Raw genomic sequence first — 12,368 nt, forward strand, 5'->3', positions numbered from 1 at the left:
TCACTTAGGTTCGACACTAACCGTGTCGTTGGGGTGCGGTTGGTTGCAGAGAGGAAACACACACAATGGCTGTAAGCGTTGAACTTTCCAAGGCCCTGGACAAGGTATACGAAGACAAATCCCTCGAGGAAATCCTGGACGCGTCTCCGGCTGCGCTGGCGGGTGTTACGGATGCCACCGCACAGGCGTTGAAGGATGCCCTCGGCATTGACACCATCCGCGAACTGGGCAGCAACAAGTACTTCGCAATTGCAGGCGTATTGGTGGCCCTGGAGGGCAAGACCAAGTAGCCTTCAGGGAATCAGAGCCTGCGGCCGACCGGCCGCTGAGCCACGCCGACATTGCAGGATGACCAGCCGCCGCGCGGCCAGGGGCTTCCTACCCTGACGGCGTGGCTCTTCTGTGTCCGGGCCGGTTCTCCCGCAGCGGTGCCCTGCCAGGCCCCGTTGCCGGGCAAGGCGGGCCGGAGCGCCCGCCGCCAGCCGGTAGATTAGTAGACAGTTGTTTTTGCCAGTTCTGCCATAGAAACGGATACGTACCCGTGGTCCTTCGCCTTTCCAAGCTGTTCCTGCGCACCCTGCGTGAAGATCCCGTCGACGCCGAGGTGGCCAGCCACCGGCTTCTGGTCCGCGCGGGCTACATCCGCCGCGCAGCGCCCGGCATCTACACCTGGCTTCCCCTGGGCCTGAGCGTGCTGCGCAAGGTCGAGGCCGTGGTCCGTGAGGAAATGGACGCCATCGGTGCCCAGGAAGTCCACTTCCCGGCGCTGCTGCCGCGCGAGCCCTACGAGGCCACCAACCGCTGGACCGAATACGGCGAGGGCCTGTTCCGGCTCCAGGACCGCAAGGGCGCCGACTACCTGCTGGCCCCCACGCACGAGGAAATGTTCACCCTCCTGGTCAAGGACCTGTACTCCTCGTACAAGGACCTGCCCCTGAGCCTGTACCAGATCCAGAACAAGTACCGCGACGAAGCACGCCCCCGTGCGGGCCTCCTGCGCGGCCGCGAGTTCATCATGAAGGACTCCTACTCCTTCGACGTGGACGACGCCGGCCTGGACGCCAGCTACGCCGCCCACCGCGCCGCCTACCTGAAGATCTTCGCCCGCCTGGGCCTGGAGGTCATTCCCGTTGCGGCCACTGCCGGCGCCATGGGCGGGTCCAAGAGCGAGGAGTTCCTGCACCCCACCGAGATCGGCGAGGACACCTTCGTGCGCTCCGCCGGCGGCTACGCAGCCAACGTCGAAGCCGTCACCACCGTGGCACCGGCCGCGATCGACTTCAGCAACGCCCCCGCCGCCAAGGTCCTCGACACCCCGGATACCCCCACCATCGAAACCCTGGTGGCGGCCTCCAACGAACTGCTTCCCCGCAGCGAGGCCGACGGCGGCCCCTGGACCGGCGCCGACACCCTCAAGAACGTGGTCCTCGCCGTCACCCTGCCCACCGGGGAGCGCCAGCTTGTGGTCATCGGCCTGCCGGGTGACCGTGGCGTCGACCTCAAGCGAGTGGAAGCCAACATCGGTTCCTTCCTGCCCATCGCCGGCGAGATCGGCCTGGAAGCAGCCAACGACGAGGACCTCAAGAAGCAGCCCCTCATCGTCAAGGGCTACCTTGGCCCCGGCCTGACGCTGGACGAACCCCTGCTGGGCAGCGAAAGCGCCACCAAGCTCCTGTACCTCGTTGATCCCCGCGTTGTCAGCGGTACGGCCTGGGTCACCGGGGCCAACGAGGCCGGAAAGCACGTGTTCGGCCTCGTGGCCAGCCGGGACTTCACCTGGGACGGCGTCATCGAATGCACCGACGTCCGCGAAGGTGACCCCGCCCCGGACGGCTCCGGTCCGCTGGAGATCGCCCGCGGCATCGAGATGGGCCACATCTTCCAGCTTGGCCGCAAGTACGCCGCCGCGCTTGAGCTGAAAGTCCTGGACCAGAACGGCAAGCAGGTAGTGGTCACCATGGGTTCCTACGGCGTGGGCGTCACCCGCGCCGTCGCCGCCCTGGCCGAGTCCAACCACGACGAGAGGGGACTGGTCTGGCCCCGCGCCGTGGCACCGGCGGATGTCCACGTGGTGGCTGTAGGCAAGGGCGAAGAGATCTTCGCCGCGGCCGAGAAACTGGCCCTTGAACTCGAGGCCGCCGGCCTGGACGTCATCTATGACGACCGCCCCAAGGTTTCCCCCGGCGTGAAGTTCGGCGATGCCGAGCTCGTCGGAGTCCCCACCATCCTGGCCGTGGGCCGCGGACTGGTGGACGGCGTCGTGGAAATCAAGGACCGCCGCAGCGGCGAGGCAGAGAACATCGCCGTGGACAAAGCCGTCGACTACGTGGTCAACGCCGTCCGCGGCCGGTGATTTCCGGCTTCGAATCGATCCAGCTCACCACCCTCATCCTGATTGTGGTGGCCGGCTTTGCCGCCGGCTGGGTTGACGCCGTCGTTGGGGGCGGGGGACTGATCCAGCTCCCCGCCCTGCTGCTGGTACCCGGCATCACGCCCGTCCAGGCGCTGGCGACCAACAAGATGGGTTCCATCTTCGGCACCACTACGAGTGCGGTGACGTACTACCGGCGCGTCGGCCCGGACCTGAAGACCGCCGTTCCTATGGCCGTGATCGCCCTCGCCGGAAGCTTCGGCGGGGCGGTCCTGGCCGCGAACCTGCCCGCGAGCGTGTTCAAGCCGATCATCGTGGTGGCCCTGGTGGCCGTCGCGCTGTTCACAGCCCTGCGCCCCAACGCCGGCGAGCTGACGGCCCTGCGGCACGACGGCCACACGCACTACATCGTGGCCTGCCTCATCGGGGCCGCGATCGGTTTCTACGACGGACTGATCGGCCCCGGCACCGGCTCCTTCCTGGTGATCGCGCTGGTCTCCGCCATGGGCTACGCCTTCCTGGAAGCCAGCGCCAAGGCCAAGATCGTCAACATGGCCACCAACGCCGGAGCCCTCATTTTCTTCCTGCCGCACGGCTCGCTGCTGTGGGGCCTCGGACTGGTCCTGGGGCTGGCCAACATGGCCGGCGGCTACCTAGGTGCCCGCACGGCCGTGAAGCAGGGCAGCTCCTTTGTGCGGATCGTCTTCCTGATCGTGGTGGCCGCCCTCATCGTCAAGCTTGGCTACGACGTCTGGCAGGACTACTTCGGCGCCTGACTTCGGCAAATACCCGCGCTCAGATGAAGCTTCCGCTGGGATTCGCGAGCGTCTTGAGGCCGCGTACGACGGCGTGGGGCACCAGGGCGCTCGACGCCGGGTTCCCGGGGGAGGGCTCGTTGGTGATGCGGATGTCGAATCCGCCCAGGCTCGTGTCCACCACCACGTGGTGCGAGGTGCGGCCGGCCGCAGGGTCCGCAATCAGTACAGCCTCCACGATGTCCCAGTTCCCGGCCGCCAGCGCCAGGGCCGAAACGATGTTGGTGGACTTCGGGAACGAGCTGATCAGCTCCTCGGGGCCGCCACGCAGCAGTTCCACGGGATGTGCCGCCGCACGGAGCATGTTCCTGGTGTCCCCGTCCATCCACGGCTGGATGAGCGATTCGGGCAGTTTTCTGGACTCGATCCTGATGCTGTGCACCGTGCCGCCCGTGGCGGCAGCCGCAATGGCATCCAGGCCGCCCAGCGCACCGCTCGTGAGGAACGTCCGGCCGGAGCCGCCGTCGAGCAGCGTTGACCGCAAGGAGGCATCGCACAGGGCGCCGATCGAGGTCACCAGGAAGTCCTTGCCGGCAGCCACCACGGCCGGACCATATTGGCGCACGGCCGGCACCCCGGCGCATTCCACCACCACATCGGCGTCTTTCAGGGCCTCCCCCAAGCTGAAGCCCTCGGTGGCCTCGTGCGGCACCACGCAGCTCAGTTCGGCACCCGGCGCCGCACCGGTGCCGAGCAGTTCCGCGACCTTGGCGCCAATGGCTCCCGCGCCGATCAATGCAACTTTCAGGACCGCTCCGCCATTCGCCACCATGGCTCGATTCTAGACAGGCGACTGGCCGGGTTCCGGGAGCTCATGCGCCTTCGGCAGTCCGTCGAGGGTCCGCCCGGCCATGGTGCTGGCAACCCAGAGCGAACGCGCCAGATCGCCGCCGTGGCCAGGCTTGGCCGCGTACCACAGGGCGTTCTCCACTTCCCGGGCCAGGCTCCACTGCCGGGCGACCTCCGCGTCGAGTCCGGCGGCCGTGCTGAAGGCCTCGCAGCGGGCCAGCAGTGCCACTTCCGGATGGCTCCGCGGCAGTTCCGCGATGCGGTTCCAGAGCAGCGGTGCCACGGCGAATTCGGCCTCGCCGATCATGGGCTGGGGGTCGATGGCCAGGTACGCGGCCCGGTGGTCCTGCCCGCCGCCCGGCTTGGCCAGGATGTTCATGAAATGCAGATCCGTGTGGACCAGGACATCCGTGCCGGAGCGTCGCCCCACGGCGCCGCGCGTCTGGCAGACTTCCAGGGCCGCTTCGAGGAGCCAGCGCGGGAACGGCCTGCCCAGCTGCTCCCAATCGGCGGGAAGATCGTCGCTCCAGCGCTCCGCGGTGGCCGCGACATGGTCGAATTCCCGCCACTCGGGCCGCCCGTCCGGGGCGATGGACAACTGCCGGAGCAGGGGTCCCCACACCTCAGTGCATTCCTCCATCGGGACGTCCTGGAGCCAGCGGCCGGCGTCGAGCCGCTCGAGCAGCATGGAGCAGCTGGCGGCATCGGCGGCAAGCAGCCGGACGGCACCGCGGCCGTCCCAGAGGGACAGGGCATGGCGTTCCACGAGGGCCTCGTCGTGCGGGAAGGCCACTTTCAGGGCCGCCGGGGCGCCACGCTGCAGCACCGGGAACACCAGTCCGCCGTGGCCGTTCCACGGCTCGGCGCCGGGTTCAAGGTCGACTGCCAGCTGCCACTCGTCCAGGCGGTCCTGGATGAGTCCGGGCAGGCCGGCAAGCCAGGCACGGCCTTCGGGGCTGCGGCTGTAGCGCTTCCGGAGGTCACTGGGAATGGGGACAACTGCCGGTGGGGTCACGGCTCCAGCCTAGCCGTCGATCGGGGCCGGCAGGGATCAGACGAAGCCGCTGGCGCCCAGCCAGTTGCCCACGGCGAAGGTCGCGGCCAGGGCCAGCGCGCCGCCGATGACCACCCGGACCGCGGCACGGATCCTGGAGGCGCCGCCGATCCAGGCGCCCACCGTCCCGGTGATGGCCAGCGCCACCAGCACGGCAGCGAAGGTCAGCGGCACGCGGAGGCCTTCCGGCGGCAGCAGGATGGCCAGCATGGGCAGGGCGGCACCCAGCGTGAAGGCCACGGCGGAAGCGAAGGCCGCGTTCCAGGGGCTGACGATGTCGTCCTCCTGGATGTTCAGCTCGGCAGACAAGTGCGCGGCCAGGGCATCGTGCCGGGTCAGTTCACTGGCGACCGTTCGCGCCGTGGCGGGGCTGAGCCCCTTGGACTCGTAGATTGCCGTAAGTTCCGCGAGTTCCTCTTCGGGCTGTTGTTCGAGCTCCTGGCGTTCCTTCTCGATCAGCGATTTCTGCGTGTCGCTCTGGCTGCTGACGGAGACGTATTCGCCCAGCGCCATGGAGATTGCGCCGCCCACCAGGCCTGCGGTTCCGGCCGCCAGGATATGGGCGGTGCTGGACGTGGCGCCGGCCACGCCCACCACGATCGCCGCCACGGACACGATGCCGTCATTCGCGCCCATGACCCCCGCCCGCAGCCAGTTCAGCCGATGGGCCAGATCGTCCCGGTGTGGTTCGTCGTCGTGCTGCCTGGCAGCTTCGGTGGTAGCCATGGATCAAGCCAAGCACCGCAACGGGACCTTGGCCAGCCAAGCAAGGCTTTCCTTCGGGTGACCTGTCCGCCGGCGGCTACGGTCCGGAGGTGGCGGCTGCGTTGGCGGCCGGTGCGGAAGTGGCCGGTGCGGGCAGGGGAGGCAGGGCGGCGGCGTCGACCACCAGGCCGGGCAACGCCTCCAGGGGAGTGCCCCAGGCGGTGCTGCGGCGGGCAGCCTCCAGGAGCCCGTCCAGCGCCCATTGGCGGGTGTCGCCCGTGCCGAGCGCGATCAGGTCCCCGAAGCCTGGCAGCATGCCGGCCTCCAGCATGCCCAGGGCGGCGAGGGGCTTGGTGGAGAGCTGTTCAGGCAGGCGGTAGCCGGCCTCCCGGGGTGGCACCTCCAGACAGTGCTCGTGTCCGAGCGCTTCCGCCCGATGCAGGGCGGCCTGGTGGGCCGTCAGGGCCGTCAGGGCGTTCTGGGCGGCGCCGGAGGCCGCCGGGGCCAGCCGGGTCAAGGCGACCTGGTGGACGTACACGGCCTCGTGCTCGGCGCGGATCGCGGCCGCCAGCGCGCCGGCGAGCGTCGCCGTTCCCGGGGCCGTTGGTGCCGCCGATGGCGGGCAGGCCCCCGTCGCCGTGGGGACCGCCGTCGGCGTGATCTGTGCGGGGGCAGCCGGAGCCGGAAGCCCGGCGGCGGCAGCCAGCCGGGCGGACTGCAGGATTTGAGCGGTTCCGACGGCGGCCAGCAGCCGGGCGATGCCGCCGTCGGCGTCTGCCGCATCGGCGAGGCGCTGCGCCCCGCTCGCTGACAGCGCGGCCACGACGGCCTGCGGTGTGGGCGCCGTTTCCGAAGGGTCCGCTTCCGATCGATCCGGAGCCGCGGAGCCGGCCGGCGGGGTCGCCTGGGCCGGGGACAGCAGGGCCCGCGACTGTGTTGTCAGCAATGTCACAGTGTCCGCGAGGACCGTGTCCGGCAGCGCGCTGCGGCCCGGAACGGCGGCGGCAGTGCGTAGGCCGGTGGCCGCATCAAGCAGGGAAAAGGTGTCCGCCAAGGCGCCGGCGCGCGCGGATTCGGAGAAGGGGACGGCCGGGGGAGGCCCGGGATCACGCGGAATGAGGACCATTCCGGTGGCCAGCACGATCACCGAGAGAAGGGACGCCAAAGCGGTCCTTGCCCAGCGGGGCATCCTGCCGTTTTCCTTGCTCTCGTCCTTCACAACAGACCATGTTGTCACGCAGGAGCGAAACTCCGTGCACCACGTTGCCGGGAAAATCGTTAGGCTAGTAGTCACAACAACATCTATCGGGAGGCGGCTGGCAACGTGAGCGACTCGGAAGCCACGACTTCAACAGACCGTACTGGTTCATCCTCAACGGCCCCCACCATCCACAACCCGGAAGAGAGCCGGCTCAAGGCCCTGCTCGAACCGGCTGTCCTGGCCAACCGGCTCTACCTTGAGGACGTTGCAATCCACGTCGCAGGGTCCCACCGCACCGTCCACGTCGTCGTGGACCTTCCGCAGGAGGAGACCGGCGGCGTCAGCCTGGACTCCATCGCGGAGATCTCCCGCGCACTGTCGGACATCCTGGACAACGATCCCGGCGACGACGGACGCCCGTACGACCTCGAGGTGTCCTCGCCCGGCGTCGGACGGCCCCTGACTGAGCCCCGCCACTGGCACCGCGCCCTCGGCCGCATGGCCAAGGTCAACGTGCTGCAGGGTGACAACCTCACCGGCCGCATCGTGGCCGTGGACGCCGACGGCGTGACGCTGGTTCCGGAGCATGAGGTCAAGAAGGGGATGAAGCCCAAGCAGGGCGACCCCGTGAAACTTCCTTTCGACAGGATCCGCCAAGGAAAAGTCGAGATTGAATTCAGCCACCTCCACGAGGCCGGGCTGGAAGACGAGCACAACGGACCTTCTGAGGAGGCCTAATGGATATTGACATGAGCGCACTGAGACTCCTGGAGCGTGAGCGTGAAATCCCGCTGGACCTCCTGATCCCCACCATCGAGCAAGCGCTCCTGGTGGCCTACCACAAGACGCCCGGTGCCTTCGAAAAGGCCCGTGCCGAGCTTGACCGCAAGAGCGGCCACGTGACCATCTGGGCCACCGAGATCGACGACGACGGCGCCCCCGTGGGTGAGTTCGAGGACACCCCGGCCGGTTTCGGACGCATCGCTGCCAGCACCGCCCGCCAGATCATCCTGCAGCGCCTGCGCGACGTTGAGGACGACAATGTGCTGGGCGAGTTCAAGGGCCGTGAAGGCGAGCTTGTGGCCGGCATGATCCAGCAGGGCAACAACCCGCACATGGTCCAGGTCCACCTTGGCTCCGTGGAGGCATTGCTGCCGCCGCCCGAGCAGGTCCCCGGCGAGAAGTACATCCACGGCAGCCGCCTGCGCGCGTTCGTCATTGACGTGCACCGCGGTGCCAAGGGCCCGTCCATCACCCTTTCGCGTTCGCACCCGGGCCTGGTCCGGAAGCTGTTCGAAATGGAAGTTCCGGAAATCGCGGACCGCTCCGTGGAGATCGTGGCCCTGGCACGTGAAGCCGGGCACCGCACCAAGATCGCCGTCAAGGCCAACACCCCGGGCATCAACGCCAAGGGTGCCTGCATCGGCGAAATGGGATCGCGTGTCCGCGCCGTCATGACGGAGCTCAACGACGAGAAGATCGACATCGTCGACTTCAGCGAGGACCCGGCCACGTTCATCGCCAACGCCCTTTCGCCGTCACGCGTGAATTCCGTCACCATCACCGATGAAGCAACCCGCTCCGCCCGCGTGGTGGTCCCGGACTACCAGCTCTCCCTTGCCATCGGCAAGGAAGGCCAGAACGCGCGGCTCGCCGCGAAGCTGACCGGCTGGCGGATCGATATCGTCTCCGACGCGGCGGCCCCCAAGAACGACTAGCACCCGGATGGGCGGCCCTGGCCGCCGGTCCAGCCCCGGTTTGCCCGGCCTGCCGGTTTCGGCAGCCCGGCACCGGGGGCTAGAATGAATGGAACCGGGCTTACGTCCGGTATCCGTGCGTTTTGGCGTGCTCCAGCGGCAATGCCGTTTGGGCGCCCATGAAGTACCAGATGCAGAGGCAGGTAAGGACACATAGTGGCTGAACTGCTTCAACACGGCCATCAGCCGGTTCGCACCTGTATCGGATGCCGGAAGCAAGGCTCCCGGTCCGAGCTTGTCCGGCTCGTCGCCGAAGGCGGCGGGTCAACCGCTGTCCTGGTGGACGAACGACGCCGGATGGCAGGCCGGGGTGCTTGGCTGCACCCCAGCGAAACGTGCTTGGCATTGGCGATCAAGCGGCGCGCCTTCGGAAGGGCCCTTGCGGGCGCAACCGGAACCGCCGACGTCGAACGCCACATAGTGCCGGGCACGCACCTTGCGGAGGCTCCGGCCACCGCGGGAAAACCGTCCAAACCTGAAAGCGGGTCAGAAATCTGATGGAAACCCGATGAGTTCCCAGCGATGAGTGCGCAACGATGACAACTTTGTTGCGCTCTGCACAGGGCCTTTCCGCCACCGTCGTGGCAGGGGCCCGCAGTAAGAAGTAGACGGTTCGTGCCTGGCTCGGTGCGGACCGAGACAGGAGAAATGTGGCCAAGGTCCGCGTACACGAGCTCGCCAAAGAGCTCGGTATTACTTCCAAAGATGCAGTGACAAAACTGCAGGAACTGGGCGAATTCGTTCGCTCCGCCTCTTCAACCATTGAGGCCCCCGTCGTGAAGAAGCTTCGCGACGCCTACCCGGGTGCCGGCGCTGCAAGGGCCACCGCGCCCGCAGCAGCCCCCGCGGCACCGGCAGCACCTGCTGCATCCCGCCCGTCACCGGGCCCGGTTGCCCCCAAGGCTCCGGCACCGGCACCGGTTCCCGCGCCGGCCGCCAAGTTCGAGGCCCCCGCGCCGGCGCCGGCAGCACCCGCTGCTCCGTCCGCAGCAAGCCCCGTTTCCGCCAAGCCCGGCGCCCGTCCCGCCCCCAGGGCCGAGGCCCCGGCCCCGGCACGCCAGGGTGGCCAGGCTCCGCGTCCCGGCGGCCCGCGTCCGGGCAACAACCCCTTCGCCACCTCGCAGGGCATGCCCCGCGGCCGTGGCGGCGACGGCGAACGTCCGCCGCGCCCGGGCAACAACCCGTTTGCACCGTCCCAGGGCATGCCCCGTCCGGGCGGCCGTACCGAGGGTGAACGCCCCGGCGGCCCCCGTCCCGCAGCAGGCGCCGGCGGTCCCCGCCCGGCAGCCGGTGCAGGTGGCCCGCGTCCCGGTGCACCGCGTCCCGGAGCACCCCGTCCGGGTGCTCCGCGTCCTGCCGGTGGCCCCGGTGGCAACCGTCCCACCCCGGGCATGATGCCCAACCGCACTGAGCGTCCGGCTCCCGGTGCTGCTGCCCGTCCGGGTGGCGGCGGACGTGGCCCGGGTCGCCCCGGTGGCGCTCCCGGCACCGGTGCTCCCGGTGCAGGTGGCGGAGCTCCCGCCGGCGGTGGCTTCGGCAAGGGCGGCCGCGGCCGCGGCGGCACCCAGGGTGCCTTCGGCAAGGGTGGCGCAGGACGTGGCAAGCAGCGCAAGTCGAAGCGTGCCAAGCGTCAGGAACTGGAGCAGATGAGTGCTCCGTCGCTGGGTGGCGTAAGCGTGCCCCGCGGCGACGGCAACACCGTCATCCGCCTGCGCCGTGGCTCGTCCATCACGGACTTCGCCGAGAAGATCGATGCGAACCCCGCCTCGCTGGTGACCGTGCTGTTCCACCTCGGTGAAATGGCAACGGCCACGCAGTCGCTCGACGAGGACACCTTCGGCCTGCTTGGCGCCGAACTCGGCTACAAGCTCCAGGTTGTCTCGCCGGAAGACGAAGAGCGCGAACTGCTCGACTCGTTCGACATCGACCTCCAGGGTGAGCTCGACGCCGAAGGCGACGACGTCCTTGAACCCCGTCCTCCGGTGGTCACCGTCATGGGCCACGTTGACCACGGTAAGACGCGCCTGCTCGACGCCATCCGGAAGACCAACGTGGTTGCCGGCGAGCACGGTGGCATCACCCAGCACATCGGTGCTTACCAGATCAGCCACGTCCACGAGGGCACGCCCCGCGACATCACCTTCATTGACACCCCCGGCCACGAGGCGTTCACCGCCATGCGTGCCCGCGGTGCCAAGGTCACCGACATCGCGATCCTGGTTGTTGCAGCCGACGACGGCGTCATGCCGCAGACGGTGGAAGCGCTCAACCACGCCCAGGCAGCCAACGTGCCGATCGTCGTCGCAGTGAACAAGATCGACAAGGAAGGTGCGAACCCGGACAAGGTCAAGGGCCAGCTCACCGAGTACGGTCTGGTTCCCGAGGAATACGGTGGCGACACCATGTTCGTCGAGGTTTCTGCCCGCCAGGGACTGAACATCGACGAGCTGATCGACGCCGTCCTCCTGACCGCAGACGCCGCCCTGGACCTGCGCGCCAACCCGGACAAGGACGCCCGAGGCATTGCCATCGAAGCGAACCTGGACAAGGGCCGCGGTTCCGTGGCCACCGTCCTGGTGCAGTCCGGTACCCTGGCCGTCGGTGACACGATCGTGGCCGGTACGGCCCACGGCCGCGTCCGTGCCATGTTCGACGAAGACGGCAACGCCCTCGACATCGCACTGCCGTCCCGCCCGGTACAGGTCCTCGGCCTGTCCAACGTGCCGCGTGCAGGTGACACCTTCCTGGTGACCTCGGACGAGCGTACGGCCCGCCAGATCGCCGAAAAGCGTGAAGCGGCCGACCGCAACGCCGCCCTGGCCAAGCGCCGCAAGCGCATCAGCCTCGAGGACTTCGACAAGGCTGTGGCCGAAGGCAAGATCGACACCCTCAACCTCATCCTCAAGGGTGACGTGTCCGGTGCCGTGGAAGCCCTCGAAGACGCACTGCTCAAGATCGACGTCGGAGACGACGACGTTCAGCTGCGCGTCATCCACCGCGGCGTGGGTGCTATCACCCAGAACGACGTCAACCTGGCAACGGTCGACAACGCGATCATCATCGGCTTCAACGTCAAGCCTGCTGAGCGCGTGGCCGACCTGGCCGACCGTGAAGGCGTGGACATGCGCTTCTACTCGGTCATCTACGGTGCGATCGATGACATCGAGCTGGCCCTCAAGGGCATGCTCAAGCCGGAGTACGAGGAAGTCCAGCTCGGTACCGCAGAGGTCCGCGAAGTCTTCCGTTCTTCCAAGTTCGGAAACATCGCCGGTTCCATCGTCCGCTCGGGCATCATCCGCCGTAACACCAAGGCACGTGTCAGCCGCGACGGCAAGATCATCGGTGACAACCTCACCGTTGAGACGCTCAAGCGCTTCAAGGACGACGCCACCGAGGTCCGCACGGACTTCGAATGTGGTATCGGCCTGGGCTCGTACAACGACATCAACGAAGGCGACATCATCGAGACCTTCGAGATGCGCGAAAAGCCGCGCGTCTAAGGTGTTCTAGCTTTACAAAGGTGCGGGGCCGTTGGATTTTTCCGGCGGCCCCGGCCCTTTCCGCCGATATGGGGGCCCCGCCCCTCCGCTGGGTTGCTGACGTCTTACGACGTCAGCAACCCAGCTCCGGCAGGCCCGATGCCACTCCCGGGCCCCCATATTGGCTCCAATGGCCT

11 protein-coding genes are annotated in these 12,368 nt (G+C 68.1%); 7 read left to right on the top strand and 4 right to left on the bottom strand.

Translation table 11 applies throughout. The features are described from left to right. The first annotated feature begins 65 nt into the window (after positions 1 to 65). The 3 genes from NVV90_RS06945 to NVV90_RS06955 all read left to right on the top strand — a co-directional run bounded on the left by NVV90_RS06945 (position 66) and on the right by NVV90_RS06955 (position 3,147). Entirely contained in the window at positions 66 to 290 is a 225-nt protein-coding gene (locus NVV90_RS06945) for a hypothetical protein (RefSeq protein ID WP_258440452.1), read from the top strand. A 251-nt stretch (positions 291 to 541) separates the two neighbouring features. Beyond that, positions 542 to 2,353 (top strand): proline--tRNA ligase, encoded by a 1,812-nt coding sequence (locus tag NVV90_RS06950; RefSeq protein ID WP_258440453.1) that lies wholly within the window; start codon positions 542 to 544, stop codon positions 2,351 to 2,353. After that, positions 2,350 to 3,147 carry a TSUP family transporter gene (locus NVV90_RS06955; RefSeq protein WP_258440454.1) on the top strand — a complete coding sequence of 266 codons (798 nt, stop codon included), beginning with the start codon at positions 2,350 to 2,352 and terminating at the stop codon, positions 3,145 to 3,147. Before NVV90_RS06950 ends, NVV90_RS06955 begins: the two co-directional genes overlap by 4 nt. A gap of 19 nt (positions 3,148 to 3,166) precedes the next feature. On the opposite strand, the gene NVV90_RS06960 is transcribed toward NVV90_RS06955, so the two are convergent. From NVV90_RS06960 to NVV90_RS06975, 4 genes are all read right to left on the bottom strand, one after another. Continuing rightward, entirely contained in the window at positions 3,167 to 3,958 is a 792-nt protein-coding gene (locus tag NVV90_RS06960) for an aspartate dehydrogenase domain-containing protein (protein ID WP_258440455.1), read from the bottom strand. 9 nt (positions 3,959 to 3,967) lie between these two features. Beyond that, a complete protein-coding gene (locus tag NVV90_RS06965) occupies positions 3,968 to 4,990 on the bottom strand; it encodes an aminoglycoside phosphotransferase family protein (protein ID WP_258440456.1) in 1,023 nt (340 codons plus the stop codon). A gap of 36 nt (positions 4,991 to 5,026) precedes the next feature. Then, entirely contained in the window at positions 5,027 to 5,755 is a 729-nt protein-coding gene (locus NVV90_RS06970; RefSeq protein ID WP_258440457.1) for a VIT family protein, read from the bottom strand. Between the two features lie 76 nt (positions 5,756 to 5,831). After that, positions 5,832 to 6,971: a DUF4439 domain-containing protein gene (locus NVV90_RS06975; RefSeq protein ID WP_258440458.1), complete on the bottom strand. Its 1,140-nt coding sequence runs from the start codon at positions 6,969 to 6,971 to the stop codon at positions 5,832 to 5,834. 87 nt (positions 6,972 to 7,058) lie between these two features. Between NVV90_RS06975 and rimP the strand changes: the two genes are divergently transcribed. The 4 genes from rimP (at position 7,059) to infB (ending at position 12,192) form a co-directional block, all read left to right on the top strand. After that, positions 7,059 to 7,673 (top strand): ribosome maturation factor RimP, encoded by a 615-nt coding sequence (rimP, locus tag NVV90_RS06980; protein ID WP_258440459.1) that lies wholly within the window; start codon positions 7,059 to 7,061, stop codon positions 7,671 to 7,673. Continuing rightward, on the top strand, positions 7,673 to 8,653 hold the full coding sequence (gene nusA, locus NVV90_RS06985; protein ID WP_258440460.1) for a transcription termination factor NusA: 981 nt from the start codon (positions 7,673 to 7,675) through the stop codon (positions 8,651 to 8,653). The genes rimP and nusA overlap by 1 nt, the downstream gene beginning before the upstream one ends. A gap of 195 nt (positions 8,654 to 8,848) precedes the next feature. Next, a complete protein-coding gene (locus tag NVV90_RS06990) occupies positions 8,849 to 9,190 on the top strand; it encodes a YlxR family protein (protein WP_258440461.1) in 342 nt (113 codons plus the stop codon). 152 nt (positions 9,191 to 9,342) lie between these two features. Beyond that, positions 9,343 to 12,192: a translation initiation factor IF-2 gene (gene infB, locus NVV90_RS06995; protein ID WP_258440462.1), complete on the top strand. Its 2,850-nt coding sequence runs from the start codon at positions 9,343 to 9,345 to the stop codon at positions 12,190 to 12,192. The last annotated feature ends 176 nt before the right edge of the window (positions 12,193 to 12,368 follow it).

Source organism: Arthrobacter sp. CJ23, from assembly GCF_024741795.1.
Lineage (GTDB): Bacteria > Actinomycetota > Actinomycetes > Actinomycetales > Micrococcaceae > Arthrobacter.